At 71.3% G+C, this 20540-nt stretch carries 10 protein-coding genes and 1 CRISPR repeat array (1 of these 11 running past the window's edge); of the genes, 1 reads left to right on the top strand and 9 read right to left on the bottom strand.

Annotated elements, in window-relative coordinates:
- From ABD269_RS23165 to ABD269_RS23205, 9 genes are all read right to left on the bottom strand, one after another.
- A protein-coding gene (locus ABD269_RS23165; RefSeq protein ID WP_344122012.1) for a type I polyketide synthase crosses the window boundary here: on the bottom strand, positions 1-9764 show its beginning. Its footprint begins 18724 nt before the window's first position; only the first 9764 of its 28488 coding nucleotides appear in the window; the start codon lies at positions 9762-9764; its stop codon lies off the left edge, out of view.
- Between the two features lie 240 nt (positions 9765-10004).
- Positions 10005-11042, bottom strand: coding sequence for a GDP-mannose 4,6-dehydratase (locus tag ABD269_RS23170; protein WP_301890893.1), 1038 nt, complete (start codon positions 11040-11042; stop codon positions 10005-10007).
- 1317 nt (positions 11043-12359) lie between these two features.
- Positions 12360-12815: a CRISPR direct-repeat array (repeat unit 29 nt; unit sequence GTGCGTCCCGCAAGCGCGGGGGTGACCCG).
- A 202-nt stretch (positions 12816-13017) separates the two neighbouring features.
- On the bottom strand, positions 13018-14127 hold the full coding sequence (locus ABD269_RS23175) for a methyltransferase domain-containing protein (protein ID WP_344120617.1): 1110 nt from the start codon (positions 14125-14127) through the stop codon (positions 13018-13020).
- Positions 14124-15125: an MvdC/MvdD family ATP grasp protein gene (locus ABD269_RS23180; RefSeq protein WP_344120618.1), complete on the bottom strand. Its 1002-nt coding sequence runs from the start codon at positions 15123-15125 to the stop codon at positions 14124-14126. Before ABD269_RS23180 ends, ABD269_RS23175 begins: the two co-directional genes overlap by 4 nt.
- Positions 15126-15131: 6 nt before the next feature.
- Complete coding sequence (locus tag ABD269_RS23185; RefSeq protein WP_344120619.1) at positions 15132-15416, bottom strand: hypothetical protein; 285 nt, start codon at positions 15414-15416, stop codon at positions 15132-15134.
- Positions 15417-15840: 424 nt separating this feature from the next.
- Positions 15841-16014: a hypothetical protein gene (locus ABD269_RS23190; RefSeq protein WP_344120620.1), complete on the bottom strand. Its 174-nt coding sequence runs from the start codon at positions 16012-16014 to the stop codon at positions 15841-15843.
- Positions 16015-16436: 422 nt separating this feature from the next.
- Positions 16437-16904 (bottom strand): serine integrase family protein, encoded by a 468-nt coding sequence (locus tag ABD269_RS23195; RefSeq protein WP_344120621.1) that lies wholly within the window; start codon positions 16902-16904, stop codon positions 16437-16439.
- Positions 16905-16997: 93 nt separating this feature from the next.
- Positions 16998-18209 (bottom strand): helix-turn-helix domain-containing protein, encoded by a 1212-nt coding sequence (locus ABD269_RS23200; RefSeq protein WP_344120623.1) that lies wholly within the window; start codon positions 18207-18209, stop codon positions 16998-17000.
- A gap of 435 nt (positions 18210-18644) precedes the next feature.
- Complete coding sequence (locus ABD269_RS23205) at positions 18645-19643, bottom strand: ADP-ribosylglycohydrolase family protein (RefSeq protein WP_344120625.1); 999 nt, start codon at positions 19641-19643, stop codon at positions 18645-18647.
- A 78-nt stretch (positions 19644-19721) separates the two neighbouring features.
- Here ABD269_RS23205 and ABD269_RS23210 point away from each other — a divergent pair, with 78 nt between their 5' ends.
- Positions 19722-20123, top strand: a complete 402-nt coding sequence (locus ABD269_RS23210; RefSeq protein ID WP_344120627.1) for a transposase — start codon at positions 19722-19724, stop codon at positions 20121-20123.
- Positions 20124-20540 lie beyond the last annotated feature (417 nt).

Genomic DNA, 20540 nt, shown 5'->3' on the forward strand with positions numbered 1-20540 from the left:
GAGGTGTGGCCGAGGACGACGGCCGCCTCGGCCCGCACCAGGTCGGTCAGGAGCCGCTCCTGCTCGTCCTCGCCGAGGCCCCGCAGGCGGGCGGCGAACTCCGGTACGGCGCTCTCGCCTTCGGTGTGCGCGAGGGCCTGGACGTCGGCGAGCTCGTCGAAGAGGGGGCTGGGGCGGGAGGAGGTGAAGACGGGGTGGTAGCGGTCCCAGTCGACGTCGGCGACCGTGACGGTGACGTCCTGCTGGACGACCGCGCGGCGCAGTTCCGCCATGGCGGTGGCGGGGGCGAGGAAGCGCAGCCCCGTCCGCCGCAGCTGGTCGGCGACGGCCTCGTGGGTGGCCATGCCGAGCTCGCCCCAGGGGCCCCAGGCCACCGAGGTCGCGGGCAGGCCGCGGGCCCGCCGGTGTTCGGCGAGGGCGTCGAGGTAGGCGTTGGCGGCGCCGTAGGCGCTCTGCCCGGCGCTGCCCCAGACCCCGGCGATCGAGGAGACCAGGACGAAGAAGTCGAGGTCGTGTCCTTCGAGGAGGGCGTCGAGATGGGCCGCGCCGAGCATCTTCGCGGCCATCGCCTCCGCGGCGGCGTCCAGGGAGGTCTCCGTGAGGGGGGCCGCCTGGCCGACGCCGGCCGCGTGCACGACGCCGGTCAGCGGGTGCTCGTCCGGTACGGAGGCCAGCAGCGCGGCCAGCGCGTCGCGGTCGGCGGTGTCGCAGGCCGCGACGGTGACCCGGGCACCCAACTCCGAGAGCTCCGCGGCCAGTTCGGCAGCTCCTGGGGCGTCGGGGCCGCGGCGGCTGGTGAGGAGGAGGTGGTCGGCACCGCTGCGGGCGAGCCAGCGGGCGACCTCGGCGCCGAGCGCCCCGGTGCCGCCGGTGACGAGCACGGTGCCCCGCGCGGTGAAGGCGTCGGCCGGGGGCAGTCCGTCGAGCGGGTGGCGCACGAGGCGCCGGCCGAGCGCACCGGTCGCGCGGATCGCGATCTGGTCCTCGCCGCCCTGCGCGGCGAGGACGCTGACGAGGTGCTGGGTGGCGGGGCCGTCGAGGACGGCCGGCAGATCGATCAGGCCGCCCCACAGCTGCGGGTGTTCGAGGGCGGCGGCGCGGCCCAGGCCCCAGACCGCCGCCTGGAAGGGGGCGGTGAGCGGGTCGGCGGCGCCCGTGGTGACCGCGCCGCGGGTCAGGGCCCATACGGGGGCGGCGAGTCCGGTGTCGGCGAGCGCCTGGGTCAGGACGACGGTGAGCGCGAGGCCGGCCGGCGGCTCGGTGCCCGGCCTGTCGGCGAGTGCGAGCAGGGACAGCACTCCGGACAGGGGCCGTCCCGCGTCGCGTACGGCCTCCAGGCGGGCGGCGAGTACGGCACGTTCGCGGCAGTCCGCGTCCAGCACGAGCGTCTCGAACTGGGCGCCGTGGCCTCGCAGCGCCTCCACGATCTCGTCGCTGTCGGCGCCTTCGGCGGCCACGACCAGCCAGGTGCCGTCCAGAACGGGGGCGGCGGCCGGCCGTACCGGGCGCCAGGCGACGCGGTAGCGGGTGGAGTCCAGCAGCGCCTTCTCCTGCCGGAGCTGGCGCCAGGACGACAGGGCGGGCAACAGCGCGTAGAGGGAGGCGTGTTGTTCGTCGCGCAGGCCCAGGAGACCGGCGAGCCCCGCGGCGTCGCCGCGTTCGACGGCGCTCCACAGCTCGGCGTCCGCGGGGTCGGCGGCGGCCTGCGGGCCGCGGGCCGGGGCGGCCTCGGGCCAGTAGCGCTCGTGCTGGAAGGCGTACGTGGGCAGGTCCACGGTGCGCGCGCCCGTGCCGTTGAAGTACGCGGGCCAGTCGACGGCCGTGCCGCGGACGTGCAGGCGGGCGAGCGCGGTGGCCGCGCAGTGCTCCTCGCCGCGCCCGGTGCGCAGCATCGGGACGATGTGTGCGTCCGCGTCGTCGCCGAGGGCGTCCTGGGCGGCGGCCGACAGCACGCTGTCGGGGCCGAGTTCGAGGAAGGTGCCGGCACCGTGGTCGTGCGCGGCGCGCATGGTGTCGGCGAAGCGGACGGCGCCGCGGGCGTGCGCGACCCAGTAGCCGGCGGAGCGCAGCTCGTCGTCGGTGGCGGGGCGTCCGGTCAGGCCGGAGATGACGGTCACGTCGGGCGCGTGGTAGGTGAGCCCGGCGGCGACCTCGCGCAGCCCGTCGAGCGCGGGCTCCATGAGCGGCGAGTGGAAGGCGTGGCTGACCTCCAGGCGCTTGGTCTTGCGGCCCTGGGCGGCGAAGTGGGCGGCGATCTCCTCGACGGCGGCCAGGGTCCCGGCGACCACGACGCTGCGGGGGCCGTTGACAGCGGCGACGGAGACCTCGTGCTCGCGCCCGGCGAGCAGCGGCGCGAGTTCGTCCTCGGTGACCTGAAGGGAGATCATCGCGCCGCCGGCGGGCAGCTCCTGCATCAGCCGTCCCCGCGCGGTCACCAGGCGGGCCGCGTCGGGCAGCGAGAGGACGCCCGCGACGTGCGCGGCGGTGATCTCGCCGATGGAGTGGCCCAGCAGCACGTCGGGGCGGATGCCCCATGTGCGCAGCAGGCGGTGGAGCGCGACGCCGATGGCGAACAGCGCGGGCTGGGTCCACTCGGTGCGGCCCAGCAGCTCCGCCTCGGGGGTGCCCTCCTGAGCGAACAGGACGTCCTTCAGGGGGCGGTCCAGGTACGGGTCGAGGGCGGCGGCCACCTCGTCGAGGGCGGCGGCGAACGCGGGGAAGCGCGCGTGGAGTTCACGGCCCGCTCCCGGGCGCTGGCTGCCCTGCCCGGAGAACACCACGGCCAGCTTGCCGACGCCGCCGACCTCGCCCTCGGTCAGCGCGGGGTCCGGCCGGTCGGCGGCGAGCGCGGCGAGCGCGCGCAGCAGTTCGTCGCGGTCGCCGGTGACGACGGCCCGCTGGTCGAAGGCCGAGCGGGTGGTGGCGAGGGAGAGGCCGATGTCGGCCGGGTCGAGTGCGGGGCGGTCGTCGAGGAAGGCTCGCAGCCGGGCTGCCTGGTCCCGGAGCGCCGCCCGGCTCTTGGCGGACAGCGTCCACGGCACGGCGGCCGGTACGAGCGGCGGCTGTTCGCGCTCCTCGCGCGGGGCGGGGGCGGCCGGGGGCTCTTCGAGGACGACGTGTGCGTTCGTACCGCTGAAGCCGAAGGAGGAGACTCCGGCGCGCCGCGGCCGGCCCGCCTGCGGCCAGGGGGTCTCCTCGGTGAGCAGGCGCACGGCTCCGGCGTCCCACTCCACGTGCGAGGACGGCTCGTCGGCGTGCAGGGTGCGGGGCAGCACGCCCTGGTCCATGGCCATGACCATCTTGATGACGCCGGCCACGCCGGCCGCCGCCTGGGTGTGCCCGATGTTGGACTTCAGGGAGCCGAGCAGCAGCGGCCGCTCGGGGTCGCGGTCCTGCCCGTAGGTGGCGAGCAGGGCCTGGGCCTCGATGGGGTCGCCGAGCGTGGTGCCGGTGCCGTGCGCCTCCACCGCGTCGACGTCCGCGACGGACAGGCCGGCGCCGGCCAGTGCCTGCCGGATCACCCGTTGCTGGGAGGGGCCGTTGGGGGCGGTCAGCCCGTTGGACGCGCCGTCCTGGTTGACGGCGGAGCCCCGTACGACGGCCAGGATCCGGTGCCCGTTGCGCTGGGCGTCGGAAAGCCGTTCGAGGACGAGCATGCCGACGCCCTCGGCCCAGCCGACGCCGTCGGCGCTGTCGGAGAAGGCCTTGCAGCGGCCGTCCGGCGACAGGCCGCGCTGCCGGGAGAACTCGATGAGGGAGCCCGGCGTCGACATCACCGTGACGCCGCCGGCCAGGGCGAGCGAGCACTCCCCCGCGCGCAGGGCCTGCATCGCCCAGTGCATGGCGACGAGCGAGGACGAGCACGCCGTGTCGACGGTGACGGCGGGACCCTCGAGCCCGAGGGCGTAGGACACGCGCCCGGAGGCGATGCTCGGCGAGGTGCCGCTGCCCTGGTGGCCCTCGAACTGCCCGCCGGCGAGGACCATGGCGTAGTCGTTGTACATGACGCCGGCGAACACGCCGGTGCGGCTGCCGCGCAGGGACACCGGGTCGATGCCGGCGCGTTCGAAGGCCTCCCAGGACGCCTCCAGGAGCAGCCGCTGCTGCGAGTCGGTGGCCAGCGCCTCGCGGGGGCTCATGCCGAAGAACGCGGGGTCGAACTCGGGTGCCTCGTGCAGGAATCCGCCGAAGCGGCTGTAGGAGGTGCCGAGGTGGTCCGGGTCCGGGTCGTAGAGCGCCTCCAGGTCCCAGCCGCGGTCCGTGGGCAGGCCCGAGATGGCGTCGGTGCCCTCGCTGACCAGCCGCCACAGGTCCTCGGGCGAGGCGACGCCGCCCGGGTAGCGGCAGCTCATGCCGACGATGACGATGGGGTCCTGCTCGCCGGCGGCCCGGGGGGCGTCCGCCGTGACGGCGGCTTCGGAGCCCATGAGCTCGCCGAGGATGTGCGCGGCGAGCGCGGCGACGGTCGGGTAGTCGAAGACCACCGTCGCGGCGGTGCGCAGGCCGGTGGCGGTACGGAGCCGGTTGCGCAGTTCCACGGCGGTGAGCGAGTCGAAGCCCAGCTCCCGGAACGGGCGCTCCGCGTCGACCTCGGCGGCACCGGAGTGGCCGAGCACGGCGGCCACCTGACCGGCCACGAGGTCGCGCACCACCTCGTCGCGGTCGGCCTCCGGCAGCCGGGACAGCTGCTGGACGAGGCTCACGGCCGTCTCCGAGCCGGAGACCACCGAGCGGCGGACGGGGGTACGGACGAGGCCGCGCATGAGCGCCGGCACCTCGCCGCTGACGCGCAGGACGGACAGGTCGAGCCTGACCGGCAGCAGGACGGCGGCCGTCGCGGCGGTCGCGATGTCGAAGAGCGCGACGCCCTGTTCCTCGGTGAGCGCGGGCGTGCCCGCACGGGCCAGGCGCTGGAGGTCGTTGTCGGTCAGCCCGCCGGTCATGCCGCTTGTGGGCGCCCACGGGCCCCAGACCAGGGAGAGCCCCGGCAGCCCTTCGGTGCGGCGCAGTTGGGCGACGGCGTCGATGAAGGCGTTCGCGGCGGCGTAGTTGCCCTGGCCCGCGGCGCCCACGGTGCCGGAGAGGGAGGAGAAGACAACGAAGGCGGCCAGGTCCAGGCCCCGGGTGGCCTCGTGGAGGTGCCATACGGCATCGGCCTTGGGCCGCAGCACCGCACTGATCCGCTCGGGGGTCAGCGACTCGATCAGGCCGTCGTCGAGCGTGCCGGCGCTGTGCACGACGGCGGTGACGGGGTGCTCGGCGGGCACCGCGGCCAGCAGCCGGTCCACGGCGGCGCGGTCGGCGAGGTCGCAGGCCTCGACGGCCACCTGCGCGCCGTGCCCGGCCAGTTCGGCGACGAGCTCGTCGGCGCCCTCGGCGGCGAGGCCCCGGCGGCTGACGAGCAGCAGGTGCCGTACGCCGCGCTCGGCGACCAGGTGCCGGGCCAGTACGCGGCCCAGGCCGCCGGTGGCACCGGTGAGCACCACGGTGCCCTCGGGGTTCCACGGCGTGCCGCTCTCCGGCGCCTGGGCGCGGGCGAGCCGGGCGCCGAGCAGGGCGCCGCCGCGGATCGCGGTCTGCGGCTCGTCCGTCGCCAGGGCCCGGACGAGCTCCGGCGCGGTGGGCCCGGCGGGGTCGAGGTCCACCAGGCCGAAGCGGTCCGGGTGTTCGGTCTGCGCGGCACGCACCAGGCCCCAGACGGCGGCGGCCGCCGGGTCCGGCGCCTGACGGCCGTCGGTGGTGACCGCGCCGCGGGTGACGAAGACCAGCCGCGAGGCGGCGTACCGCTCGTCCTCCAGCCAGGACCGCAGCTGCTCCAGGACGTGGGCGGTGCGGGCGTGCGCGGAGGCGACCGGTTCGTCACCGGCGGTGCCGGCGACGGGGGCGAGGACGACCTCCGGTATCCCGGCGGTGGCCGGGCCGGGCAGTGCCGTGACCGTGCGGTCCGGCGAGGTCAGTGCTTCGGCGAGGCCGAAGAGGTCCGGGCCGAGGACGGCGACCGCGGAGGGCGCCGTTCCTGCGGGGTCCGGCAGCGGGGCCCAGCGCAGCTCGAACAAGGCGTCGCGTGCGAGGGAGGCGGCGGCGGTCAGCTGCTCGTCCGGCATCGCGCGCAGGACGAGCGAGCCCACGGAGGCCACGAGGGCGCCCGAGGTGTCGGCGACGGATATGGCCACCGCGTCGTCGTCGGCGCGGGTCAGCTTCACCCGGACCGTCGTCGCCCCGCTCGCGTGCAGGGTCACGTCCTGCCATGAGAAGGGAAGGCCGCCGCGGCCCTGCTCGCCGAGACCGGCGAAGGCCGAGGCGTGCAACGCGGCGTCCAGCAGGGCCGGATGGATGCCGAAGGAGCCGGTGTCGGAGGAGCCCGTCTCCGGCAGCGTCACCTCGGCGTAGACGTCGTCACCGGCGCGCCAGGCGGCGCGCAGGCCCTGGAACAGGGGGCCGTACGCGAAACCGCCGTCGGCCATGCGGTCGTAGAAGCCGTCGAGGCCGAGCGGCTCGGCGCCGGCGGGGGGCCAGGCGGTGGCGTCGAAGCCGGCGCGGTACTCACCGGCGATGAGAGTGCCGGCGGCGTGCTGCGTCCAGGGCAGCTCCTCGGGGCCGTCGGGGCGGGAGTGGATGCTCAGGATCCGGCGGCCGGACTCGTCCGGGCTGCCGGCCCACACCTGCACCTGGACGCCGCCCTCCGCGGGCAGGACCAGGGGTGCGGCCAGGGTGAGTTCCTCGACGCGGCCGCAGCCGGTCTCGTCACCCGCCCGGACGGCCAACTCCAGGAAGGCGGTGCCGGGGAGCAGGACCGTGCCGCGTACGGCGTGGTCGGCCAGCCAGGGGTGGGTGCGCAGCGACAGCCGGCCGGTCAGCAGCAGCCCGTCGGAGTTGGCGACCGACACGGCCGCCGCCAGCAGCGGGTGGCGGGCTGCGCCCAGGCCCGCGGCGCGGACGTCGGCGCCCTGTGCGGGCACGCCCTTGGGCCAGTACCGGCGGCGCTGGAAGGCGTACGTGGGAAGGTCCGTGCGCCGGGCGCCGGTGCCGGCGAACCAGGGCTCCCACCGGACGGCCACGCCCCGGACGTGCAGGCCCGTCAGCGCGGTGGTGAGGGTCTCGGCCTCGGGGCGGCCCGGCCGCAGCACGGCGAGCGTGGCGGGCATGGCCTCGGGGGTGCCGCTGTCGTCGTCGGTGCCGTCCAGGCAGGCCCGGGCCATGGCGGACAGGACACCGTCGGGGCCCAGTTCGAGGAAGGTGCCGGTGCCGTGGCCGCTCAGCCAGGCCACGGTGTCGGCGAACCGGACGGCGTGGCGGGCGTGGTCCGCCCAGTAGTCGGGGGAGGTCAGCTGCTCGACCGTGGCGAGGGTGCCGGTCAGGCCGGAGACGACCGGGATGACGGGTGCCTGCGGCGCGAGGCCGGAGACGACGGCGCGGAACTCCTCCAGCATGGGTTCCATGAGCGGGGAGTGGAAGGCGTGCGAGACCCGAAGCCGCTTGGTCTTGCGGCCCAGTGCGGTGAAGTGCCCGGCGACGGCGGTGACTTCGTCCTCCACGCCGGCCACGACGAGGGCGGTGGGCCCGTTGACCGCCGCGATCGAGACGCGGTCCCGCCGGTCCTCGATCAGGGGGAGGACCTCGTCCTCCGTCGCTTCCAGCGAGACCATGGCACCACCGGCGGGCAGCGCCTGCATGAGCCGGCCGCGCGCGAGCACCAGGGCCGCGGCGTCGGCGGCCGAGAAGACCCCGGCGACGTGCGCGGCCGCGATCTCGCCGATGGAGTGACCGGCGAGGAAGTCCGGCTTGATGCCGAGGGATTCGGCCAGCCGGTAGAGCGCGACCTCGATCGCGAACAGGGCGGGCTGCGCGTAGCCGGTCTCGTTCAGCAGACCGGCCTCGGGCGTGCCCTCGGCGGCGAACAGGACGTCCTTCAGAGGCCGTTCGAGCCCCTCGTCGAAGTGGGCGAGGATGTCGTCGAGCGCGGCGGCGAAGACGGGGAAACGGGCGTGGAGTTCACGCCCCATGCCGGGCCGCTGGGAGCCCTGGCCGGCGAAGAGGAAGGCGAGCTTGGCGCGGCCCTGCACCGTACCGTGGGCCAGGCCCGGCGCCGGTTGGCCGTCGGCCAGTGCGGCGAGGGCTTCGAGGGCCCCCTCGCGGTCGGCGGCGGTGAACGCGGCGCGGTGCTCGAAGGCCGAACGGGCCGTGGCCAGCGAGTGGGCCACGTCCACGGGTGCGAGCTCGGGGCTGGAGGTGAGGAAGGCCAGCAGCCGGGCCGCCTGGGCGCGCAGGGCCTCCCGGGTGCGTCCGGAGAGCAGCCACGGGGCGGCACCCGCGGCGATGAGCTCGACGGGCGCGGCGGTTTCGGCGGCCGCGGCGGTCTCCTCCGCCTCCCCCGCGTCCTGCTCCCCGGCCTCGGGGGCCCGTTCGGACGGCGCCTCCTCCAGGATCGTGTGCGCGTTGGTGCCGCTGAGCCCGAACGAGGAGATGCCGGCCCGGCGCGGTTCCTCGCCCCGCGGCCAGGGGGCCTGCTCGGTCAGCAGGCGTACGGTCCCCGCCGTCCAGTCCACGTGCGTGGACGGCGCGTCGACGTGCAGCGTGCGGGGCAGTGTGCCGTGCCGCATGGCCAGCACCATCTTGATGATGCCGGCCATGCCGGCCGCCGCCTGGGTGTGGCCGATGTTCGACTTGACGGAGCCCAGCAGCAGCGGGCGGTCCTCGGCGCGGTTGCGGCCGTAGGTCGCGATCAGCGCCTGGGCCTCGACCGGGTCGCCCAGGGTGGTCCCCGTGCCGTGCGCCTCGACGACGTCGACCGCGTCGGCCGAGAGCCGCGCGTTGGCCAGCGCCTGCTCGATCACCCGCTGCTGGGACGGGCCGTTGGGCGCGGTCAGCCCGTTGGAGGCACCGTCCTGGTTGACGGCGGAGCCCCGGATGACGGCCAGCACCTCGTGCCCGTTGCGCCGGGCCTCCGAGAGCCGTTCCAGGACCAGTACGCCCACGCCCTCGGCCCAGCCGGTGCCGTTGGCCGCGTCGGCGAAGGAGCGGCAGCGCCCGTCGGCGGCCAGCCCGCCCTGGCGGGCGAACTCCACGAACGTGGTGGGTGCGGACATCACCGTGACGCCCGCGGCCAGTGCCAGGGAGCACTCGCCCTGGCGCAGGGAGTGGGCGGCCAGGTGCAGGGCCACCAGGGAGGACGAGCAGGCGGTGTCGACCGTCACCGCCGGGCCGACGGCCCCGAAGAAGTAGGAGAGCCGGCCCGACAGGACGCTGGTGGCCTGGCCCGTCAGGGTGAAGCCCTGGACGTCGTCGTCCGGGCCCACCCGGTAGTCCTCGGGCATGGCTCCGACGAACACGCCCGTCCTGGTGCCGCGGACCGCGGCCGGGTCGATGCCGGCCCGTTCGAAGGCCTCCCAGGAGGACTCCAGCAGCACCCGCTGCTGGGGATCCATCGAGAGCGCCTCGCGCGGGGAGATCCCGAAGAATCCGGCGTCGAACTCGGCCGCGTCGTGCAGGAATCCGCCGGAGAACTTCGCCGCCCCCTCGGCGTTCCCCGTCAGCAGATCCCAGCCGCGGTCGGCGGGGGCCTCCGTGATGCCTTCCTCGCCGGCGACGAGCATGGACCAGAGCTCCTCGGGGGTCGTCACACCCCCGGGGAAGCGGCAGCTCATGCCCACGATCGCGATGGGCTCACGGGCCGCGGCCTCCAGTTCGCCCACCCGCTGCCGGGAACGCCGCAGATCGGCGCTCGCCCGCTTCAGGTAGTCCCGGAGCTTCTGTTCCTTGTCCACCTTCGCCACGTTCAACTCAACCCATCTCAAGACCGACGGACAGCAGAGGATTCGATGTGGGCATCCGGCACTCTGGATGGCTGTTCCACAGCGAACGATTCATCTGGAGGCCCCGCACGGGGCACTGCTCCACGTCCCGCACACCACGTGCCAAGTGTCGGCGGGCGTGGCCACGAAAACCCGTAGAGTCGGCCGACCCCGGGTCCGCGATGGGTGTGAGCAGGTGTTCTCCGGCGAGCCCTACCAGCCCGCCGCGGCCAGCAGCTCGCTGTGGCCACGCTCGAGACCGGCCTGGCGGAGGTCGGACTCGACCATCATCCGCATCAGCTCCACGAAGTCGACCTCGGGCTCCCAGCCCAGCTCGCGACGGGCGTTGCCGTAGTCGGCGCACAGCGTCTCGACCTCGGCGGGCCGCACCAGCGCCGGGTCCACCACGACGTGCTCCTCCCAGTCCAGGTCCGCGGCCTCGAACGCGATGCGGGCGGCATCGCGCACCGAGTGCATCCGGCCGGTGCCCACCACGTAGTCCTTGGCCCTGTCCTGTTGCAGCATCAGGTGCATCGCGCGGACGTAGTCCCCCGCGAAGCCCCAGTCGCGCACCGCGTCGAGGTTGCCGAGCAGCAGCTTGTCCTGCAGGCCCAGCTTGATCTGCGCGACCGCCAGGGAGATCTTCCGGGTCACGAACTCCGCGCCACGGCGCGGGGACTCGTGGTTGAACAGGATCCCCGACACCCCGAACACCCCGTACGACTCCCGGTAGTTCTGGGTGATGTAGTGGCCGTACGCCTTGGCCACCCCGTAGGGGCTGCGCGGATGGAAGGGGGTCCGCTCGCTCTGCGGCGCCTCCACCACCTTCCCGAACATCTCCGAGGAGGATGCCTGGTAGAAGCGGATCTGGCCGTGGCCATCGCCTCCACCTGTGGACTTGCCCAGCCCGCTCACCATGCGGATGGCCTCCAGCACACGCAGCACGCCGGTGCCGTTGACCTCGGTGACGAGCTCCGGCTGCTGCCAGGACATGGGCACGAAGGAGACGGCCCCGAGGTTGTAGACCTCATCCGGCTGCACCAGGTCCACAGCCGAGACCAGGCTGCCCTGGTCCATCAGGTCACCGTCCACGAAGGACAGGTCGGGTATCAGCTTGGCCACCCGGTCCTTGCGCGGGTTGGCCTGACCTCGGGTCAGCCCCCATACTTGGTAGCCCTCGGCGAGCAGATGCTCGGCGAGATACGAGCCGTCCTGCCCGGTGATTCCGGTGATCAGCGCGCGCCTGGACATTCGGTCCCCTTTCACTGCCACGGACAAAGCCGGTCGAGGGCCACAGGTCCTCACCCAACGCTCGGCAGGCTCACGGAATCACGGAGCGGGCTATGGAATTTCCGAGTCTTCGGCGCGGGGGCTTCGCGGACGGTGGGGACGGACCATGAATTCGGCCGGGGCGGACGGGGCACGGTCTCCGCCGGGCGGAACGAACAACGCCCGTACGGGATTACGGCCGACCGGTCCCGCGCAGGTGGAGTTCGTACGCCGGCAGCACCGCCTGCGTGCGGTTCTCGACGCCGAGCCGGGCGAGGGCACGGGAGACGTACGTCTTGATGGTGCACAACTCAGCGCTGCCCAGCGTTTATACAGGTCAGAGGCACCGTGATGGTGGCCTGGTCAGCAATCCGTCAGCATCGCGTTACGCTTTCCGCAGCCGACACCGTCGACATACCCGCACTCGGCTGCTACAGATCCCCGCTGGCGCCGCAGCCACGTCCCCGCGCCTCCCACATCGCTACGGTGCAGGCACTTTGACCGACGCCCGGTGTTGTACCTCCGTCCGGCTCGTACCTGGTGACGGCGACCTGGCGGGACATCATGGATGCCGCCATGATGGTGGGCCGTGACGTAGGGCCGTGGATCGCCGTGCGACCCAAGCTCTCATGGCAGGAAGCCCTGGCCCGCCGGACCCCGCTCGCCGCGTACCTGACCAGACGCAAGGTTCGGGAGCGAAGCCGAACTCGTCCCGAGCCCGATCTACCGTGACGGCGCCAAGGTAACCGCGGCAGGCGGCCTTCGGGTACCGGGTTGACATGGCGATGACCAAATGGGCCTGCCGGGCGCTCATGAGGCTGGGACCGACCACCCACGCGGAGATCGGCAGCCCACCCGGCGCCTCAATGCACTGGCCGGCCGCCCGAAGCCTGTCCGACCTCCACGGGATGCATCCCGCCGCCCCTCCCCCTGGACCGTAGAAGCCAAGGCCAGCCGTCGGCTGGGACTGACCGTGCTGCGCAAGGGTGTATGCGCGCCGTGATCGGTGACTACGACGGCGACGGCCGGGACCACCTCGACCCACCATCCGTCCTCAACCGGGACCAGATGGCGGGCTGTTGAAGCCATTCCCGCCCCGAACAGGCGCTGGGCACTGCCCGCAGCCCTACCCGGGCAGCTTCGGCCGCTCGGCCACCCTCTTGAACCACCCACGCGTTACGAAGCCAGCACCTAAACTGGCCTGCGAGATAAGCACGCATGATCGAATCCACTCAACTCCGTTCAACCAGCCCCTTGATAACGAGATAGCAAAGCCGCTACAACGCCGCAGTTCGCGAAGTGCGTCCCGCAAGCGCGGGGGTGACCCGTGGCGGCCGGCCTTGAGGCGCATCACCGGGGCGTGCGTCCCGCAAGCGCGGGGGTGACCCGTCGACGGAACGCCACGGCTGAGCGCCCGCGGCGTGCGTCCCGCAAGCGCGGGGGTGACCCGGAGATCGGGCACCGGGTGACCGCCGACGTGGTGTGCGTCCCGCAAGCGCGGGGGTGACCCGATCTTCGATCCGATCCTCGTGGACATGGAGGCGTGCGTCCCGCAAGCGCGGGGGTGACCCGCCGCAGATCATCGTCCAGCACGGCGCAGACCAGTGCGTCCCGCAAGCGCGGGGGTGACCCGGCACCAGCGACATCGCGGCCTTGGCATGCTCGGTGCGTCCCGCAAGCGCGGGGGTGACCCGACGACCTGGAGGCCGCCCTCGACGTCTTCGGGGTGCGTCCCGCAAGCGCGGGGGTGACCCGTGATCCATGCGCGCGGTGAGACAAGGGCGTTGTACGCCCGTTTGGCAGGCTGTCAGCGCAGCCAGCTGATCCCTCAGCTTGAGGAATCGGGGCCGTCTGTAGCCGTACTGGGGCCGTCGGCCCAGGCCAGAGCCTCACAGGCCAGGCAGAACGCGGCCCCGGTACTCAGCCGAGTACCGGGGCCGTTGCCGCTTTGACCGGTTCAGGGGGTGAGATCCCAGCCCTGTCCGTCGGGGGCGTCGAGCCAGACGCGCTGTGTCTCCGCGTTGATCGTGACGCCGTAGCGATCAGGGCCGGGCTCGCCTGTGTGGAGGAATGTGTCGTACTCCTCTTCGAGGGCGGCCCAGAGGTGTCGGGGGCCAGCCTCGGTCACGGTGCCGTCGGCCTTGAGGCTGGCGATTGCGCCATCGGGCGTCCAGACGCGGGCGCCTGTGGGTTTCCTGTCGTCGTCGAGGTCGTACTGCCATGTGAGGTCCGGGACAGCGATGCTCAGAAGAAAGCGGAAGTCGTTGTTCGCGATGGCGGCGGCAGGCAGGCGGGTAGGTCGGCCGACAGCGTCGGGCAGGACGGGCCGGCGGGTCGGCTGTCCGTCGCCGACTCCGCGGCGCAGCGGCATGAAGAACGCGCCACCGGGGAGGAAGGTGCCTTCTGCTGTCCGCTCACCGGTGCGGTGGATGCGGGCGAGGGCGTTGCCGAGCGGGGCGAGGATGAAGCCGCCCTCGGCGAGTTGTCGCACAAGCGCGGGGGGAATGCTCCTGAGCTGGCAGGTGGCCATGATGCGGTCGTACGGGGCCTTGTCCGGCCATCCGAAGCTTCCGTCGCCGGTGACGACGAGCGGGTGATGCCCGGTGGCGGCGAGGCGCTCACGAGCGGGGCCGGTGATGTCGGGCGAGACGTCGATGGTCACGACGTTGTCGTCGCCGAGCCTGTGCGTGAGCAGGGCAGCGTTGTAGCCGGTGCCGGCGCCCAGTTCGAGGACGCGCATTCCGTCGTTGATCTGCAACGCTTCGAGCATGGTTGCCATGATCGAGGGCTGCGAGCTGCTCGACGTGGCGGCCCCGTCGGTGCGGTGCGTGACGAGCGGACGATCTTCGTGCACGGCGCTGAGCCACTGTTCGCGCGTCTCGGGATCGTCTCCGGTGATCTTCCGGCCGGTGTGGTCGTAGAAGTAGGGCACGCACTTGTGACGGGCGACTTTCTCGAAGGCGCCTCGCCATGTGGGGTCGGTCAGGTCGCCGGCGTCGACGAGGGTCTGTACGAGCATGGCGCGTCGCTGTGCCGCTTCCTGGTCGAGATCGGTCTCGATGGTCACGTCGTGCTGCCTTTCTCCAAGAGGTTGGCAAGGGCGTGCGTGATGGCGTTGCGGGTCCGGTCGATCCATGCCCATTGGCCGCCAGGATTGACGTCGACGAGGTAGTGCGTGCCGCGGCTGTCGACGATGAAGTCGAGGGCGGCGAATATGAGGTCGAGACGCCACATCATCGCCTCGATTCCCCGTTGGACGTCCAGGGGCAGAAGGGCGGTGCTGTAGTGGAGGCTGTTGGAGTCGCGGCGCCAGTCGAGACGGGTGGGGCCGGCCGGAGCGTGGATGGCGACGGGGAAAGTCTGGCCGTTGACGACGGTCACCCGGACCTCGTACGCCTTGTCAGTGATCTCGCGTTGAAAGAGGTGGGCGGTCAGTCCGATACGGGGGTCGTTCCACCGCTCGGGCGGGACACGGTGGGTGTAGAGCTGCCCACGGGTGTTGTCCTCCGTGTGGACAATGCCGCCGAGAACCTTCGTGATGATCCGACCGCCGCATCGCTGTGCGAAGAGTGGGACATCAGCGGGATTGTTCGTGATCAGGGTCTCGGGAACGCGCAGGCCAGCCTCGGTCGCGGCGGCGAGTTGCCTTGGCTTGGTGCAGTCGGCGTTGCGCTCGGGGCGGTTGACCCACAGGACGCCGGGGAGGGAGCCAAGCACGCCGGAGACGGCGCGTTTGGCCTGCGAGGTGGCGAACACTTGCTCGGGCCCGCTCATGGTCTCGGGAAAGGTGAACGGGGTGGGCTTGCGCCACCAGACGGCGCGGACTTCCGAGAGGTCCACCCCTCGCGCGGTGTCGCGCATGGCGCCCCTCCACTGGCCGTCGGCACCGAGCTCGGCGGACAGTGTCGAACGGGTGGGGAAGTCGGCGAGGTCGGTGCGCCAGAAGGGTACGCGGCGGGTGTTGAGCTCACGCAGTACGTAGTCGGCGGTCGGGTCCAGGGCAAAGGTGACGACGAGCACGCGCGGCGCTTGGCCGCGCGTGCTCTCACCGGATGGTGTGGTCATTGGGCGTCAGTCGTCGTTCTGGTCCTCGTCCACGCCGCCGATGGCGTCCTGGCCGTCGGACTCCGTGTTGCAGATGGTGTTGTTCATGTGCGCCGGAGTGTCGATGCACACCTCGCCGTCGATGACGGAGAGCTGCGAGGCGGGGTCGACAGTGAACGTCTGCGACGGGCTGCCCACGGGGGCCACGTTGGCCAGTGCGTCGAGACCGAACGGCCGGGTCACGAGCGGGCCGGCCGGTTCGGGGTTGATCGCACGGTTCCGAGTCGGGAGTCGGTCAGTGAGTACAGACACAGGTTCTCCTCGAACTGGTTGCTCCGGTGCAGGGGCCTTCCCTGCACCGACGTGCGGTGGTGCACCCGTCCGGCCGAAACTCCCCAGGATCGACCGGACGGGTGTTCTTGCCCTACCTCTCCGCCGGGAAGGGGTGTGGGGAGGTGACACCGACGGAAAGGCAGGAGCCTTTGGGGGCGGCGGCTGCGCCGAACAAGTCCTGTTCGAGTCGGTCAAGGGCGTCAGCGAAAGCCGTTAAGTCTCGATCTCGCGTTCGCACATTCGCACTCGTTCAGCCACTGCGCCGCGCAGCGCGCTGCGGAACTCAGACGTCTCGTAGGCTGACAGGTTCGCCAAGGGCGGCGGCTCGGCGCCTGCGATCTCGCCCGTTCGCCCAACTACGTAGGGGACCCGTGTGGGTGGGTCATTGTCGGCAGGGTGGCACTCAACCTTGGACATGGGCCGACCTCTCGTGACGGCCTAAGACCACGTCGAGCGTGCCTACCCTGTCGATGTCGCCCTGGCGCGCGGCGTTGGCCAGACTGGTCCGGATCTTCGCGCAGTCCTCGCAGCCGACGGTGACTGCCGCCTTGGCGTTCGGGACACGGGGCCTAGGCACGGTGCGCCTCCTCCCAATGTGTGTGGAATTCCCGACGGGCCCGATTCTCAAGAGGCCAGTTCACCGTTGGGGGCGTCGACGCCCGGTGCCGATCGTCGTTCAGGCGCGAGCAGGTGGGGCACTCATCCACCTTCTTGCCGACGATGACGCCACTTGGACCGGACGAGTGGGGCAGCGAGATCACTCCCGTGTCCGCTTCAGTGGTCACGGGGCCCCCTTGGCACCGAGGCGCACGGCCGAATCCGGCTGCCCCTTGCCCGCACGGTGGACCTTGCATCGGCAGGCCGGGTAAGCCATGGAACCTGTGGACAGGTCCGGACCGTCCGCCGACTCCCCTAGATCATGGCGAAGCGCGATGAGGGCCCCGGCCTCGCGGTTGGCCGGGCGGACCGACGTGTCCCGTGCGCTGCTCGGTCTAGAGATCACGGTGCCGCCTCGTCCGTTTCCTCCGGACTGACGAGCCGCTTGGCGTACACGAATCCGCCGGTCTCCTCGATCTCGCGGACGGTTTCTCTGTACTCGTCGACCGACGGCGAGATCATCGAGCGCCAGGCGGTCAAGATCGCTCCGGCCTCCCCGCAACGGAGGCGGCTGAGGGCCGACTCCATTCCTTCGCGTTCGCGCGGCGGAGCGGAGTGCTGGCTGCCCTTCTCCACGACTACCGCCACAACATCCCATCCGAGGATCTCAGCGGTTTCCTGGCATTCCTGGCGGTGTTGATCCGTGTCGGCGCCATGTATGCCAGAGAGGTAGATGACGCACCGAAAGCGCTCGATCTTCTGCACGAGACCGCTCGCAGCGTCTGCCAGCCTGCGCCGTCGTTGGCGGTCGCCTTCCGACCGGCGCGCGGCCGGCGGCTCCTGGGGTGCGGCCCTCTGGTTGCTGACCATGCGGGAATCGTGCTCGCTCCCGGGGCCAAGCTGAAGTGACGGAGCGTACGACCCTGTTAGATCGTTGGTGACGACTCGTACGCTCCGTATGACTCAGGTGATCAAGGGAACGCCGATGATCTCACTGATGTGGCGTACCTTCGCCGTGGAAACCCTCGCGATTCGCTGGCCAATGACGCCGGGCAGGGCCTGATGCCGAACCCACTCAGGGGCGTCGAGCCCCACCTCGATCAGGGTGTTTGCTGCCTGGTCGTGAAGACCGGCGGCGCACTGTGCGAGGGCAACGTCGAGCTTGTATCGGTTCCTCGCCACCTTGGACATCTGCCGGGGGATGTCGGCCATGTCCTTCTGGTTGGCCAACTTGAGCGCGCGGCCGTAGTTCTTGAGGGCTACGTGAATCCCAACGGCTTCTGTCTTCGCAGCGGTCGGCCCGAACGCGGTCCCGTACAGCTTCTCGTCGCGGCCAAGTCGCGCGGCTGCGGCGTGCGCCTGCGAGATGTAGTCGTCGGCTGCTGCCTCGTCCTCCCGACGGGATGCTGCCACGGCTGCCGAGATCATCAGGCGCCCATAGGCGAGCAATTGTGGCCGAGATGCCTTCCTGAATGAAGGCTCGATCGCCAGTGCGGCCCGCTCCGCTACGGCAACCGCCCGTGGTGTCTTGGCCCCGCGCAGGTAGATCCAAGACAGCGTGGATTCAAGGAGCGCCATCATGATGGGGTCGTCGACTTCTCGGGCACGCAGCTTTGCCGATGTGAGAGCGCTCAACGCGAGGTCCCTCTGCCCGAATCCGGTGGCGCACGATGCGGCTACGCGGTACGTGCTGGCCAGGATGAGCCCGACCTGCTCACGTTCTGTTCCCGTGGCGCTGCCGTACCTGACATGTCCCTCCATGAGCACTTTTGAGGCAAGGTTGCTGAGTACTGCTGTGTCGCTCTTCCAGAAAGCAGACCACGCGAGGTCGCGAGCCTTGCTCAGCTCCTCAACTGAGCTCGGGTCGTCGATGCCCTCCCACTCTCCGAGGGCACTGTCGTGCACGGAATCGGACAGCTGACGGAGTGCAGCGCGGTCGTTACGGTTCATACCGCGGCGGGGTGCTTGCTGGCCGAGGATCACGCCAACGTCGGTGTTCAGAGCGCTGGCCAGTTTGAGCAGGGAACCCACGGACAGTTCGCCGCGATCCTGCTCCGCCTTCTGCACAAGAGCGAGGGATACGCCTGCTGCCTCGGCTAGGCCCTGCTGGGTCAGATCAGAGCTCCGAAGGTGCTTGATCCGCTTACCGTTCGTCAGATCGGACCAGTTGCTCACGTTCACCTCGGGGAGTCGGCTAGAACTCTGCGGCATCCGTTCCGATGGTAGGCCCACGCTTGCGAGTTCCACGGTGTGAGCGTCAACGACAAGGCCCCCGGTACCGGCTGGATGCCGGTACCGGGGGGGGTGACGGCGTCGAGCCGGGCTTCGAGGTCGGCGAGGCGCTGGTCGGTCTGATCGGATCGCTGGACCAAGAGGCCGAAGACGCCATCGACGCGGGCGAAACCAACTTGGACATACAGACAAAACAAGTGGGCCGAGGAAGCTTTCAAACCAAGTGAGCCAGCCTATGACGCCCTACTGGCTACAGAGGGCGCTGTACGACCTTTGGCAGCATGGAGCAACGAAGCCCATATGGGCCAGCAGTACGCTTCGGACCAGCGCTGCCCTCCAACCGTTCCAGGGGCTCCGGCTGCTGGCTGCGGTCGACCGTCAGTTGTCCCATGCTGCGCCGAGCGCCAGCAGTTCGTCCCGGTACTCGATCCGTTCCGCCCATTCCACCGGCCAGGCCTCCGTACCGAGGTATGCACCCGATAGGGCGCCGGTCAGGCAGGCGATGGAGTCGGAGTCGCCCGAAGTGCAAGCAGCACGCCGGACGGCGGTGACCGGCTCATTGGGGAAGAACAGAAAACACAGCAGTGCGGTGACCAGTGCTTCCTCTGCGATCCAGCCCGCACCCGTCGCCAGGCACGGATCTCCTTCCGGGTCGGGCGAGCGGAGTGCCGCCTCCAGCCGGTCGAGGGCGCCCAGGCATTCGTCCCACCCGCGGGCGATGAAACTCTCCGGCCCGGCATCGTGAGCGTGCTGCCACAGGTCGCCGAGCCAGTACTCGTGGTAGCGGGTTCGGCTCTCGATTGCGTACGCGCGCAGCAGCCCGGTGAGTTCGCCCGGCTCGGCGCCCTGCGCCAGCAGATACACGGCGTGGGCGGTCAGATCACTTGCGGCGAGCGCGGTCGGGTGCCCGTGGGTGAGGCCCGACTGAAGCTGGGCGGCTCCGGCGCGCTGTTCGGCGGTGACATGAGGGACGAGGCCTACGGGCGCAACGCGCATGTTGGCACCGCATCCCTTTGAACCGGTGATGCTTGCCTGCTGCCAGGGCCGATCATCCCTGCTGAGCAGTTCGCAGGCAGTGAGGCAGGTGTTGCCGGGGGCGCGGTTGTTGTCAGGGGAGCGCCACCAGTCGATGTACTCCTCACGCAGCGGCGGGGCAAGGAGGAACGGGCTCAGTTGGCCGCGCGCCCGCGCGAACTGCAGGGCGCGGCCGACCGCGAGAGTCATCTGGGTGTCGTCGGTGACGAACGCGGGCCGGGGAAGGTCCATCTGCCGCCAGGGCCCACATTTGGCCAGGATCGATGGTACGTCGTTGAATTCGGTAGGGAATCCCAGTGCGTCCCCGATGGCCAGCCCGATCAATGCCCCCGTAGCGTTCATGGCGTGATTTTACGAGTCCACGACATCCGGTCTGCGGCGGGATGCCCCTAGCCGGCGCTCCTCGGAGAACGAGACTTCTTGCAGGACAACAGCCTTGGGATTGACTGGCACGTCTGGCCGTTGTTCGTGCCTCCAGCATGGGACGACCGCGGCGATCCGCGCCGGGCCCACTGCCGGAAGCCCGAAGAGGCCGGGCGCGTGGCCAAGGAGAAGCCGGCGCTGGAGATCCTGCACGAGCTCGGCCAGTGGGGCCCGACCAGGAGACCGGTGGTCGCCGACGACGGCTACGGGCAATCGGTCGCCTTCCATCATGCTCTGCGCGAGCGGGGACTCGACCACGTCGTCATGATCCGCGGTGACGAGATCGCGCAAGAGGCAGACGCAGTGCAGTTCCAGCCCGCCTGTAGCGGTCTGGGCCCCGCCGACGCTGTACCTCTCCGTACCCCCGCTCCTGCCATTAGCGGAACTCGCCGTGCGTGACGGCCGGTCGGGTCTGAGATCTGACCTGGCGGCGGGCTCCCATAGTCCTTCAGCTGGGGCACAGGGCCAGCTTTCTGGGCCTACCCGAGCAGGTTCGGCCCGCTCGGCAACCCGCTTGAACCACCCACTCGATGCGAAGCCAGCACATAGACTGGTCTGCGAGATAAGCACGCATGACCGAATCCCTTCAGCTCCACCCAGCCAGCCTCTTGATAACGAAATAGCAAAGCCGCTACAACGTCGCAGTTCGCGAAGGGTCCGTCCCGCAGGCGCGGGGGTGACCCGGTGGCGTTCGGCGGCTTCGGCGAGGCCTTGAAGTCCGTCCCGCGGACGCGGGGGTGACCCGGCTGTGAAGATCACCGCGCCGTCGGACTCGGCGTCCGTCCCACAGGCGCAGGGTGACCCGGTGCTGAGCGA

The organism is Streptomyces blastmyceticus (genome assembly GCF_039521185.1).
Taxonomy (GTDB): Bacteria; Actinomycetota; Actinomycetes; order Streptomycetales; family Streptomycetaceae; genus Streptomyces; species Streptomyces blastmyceticus.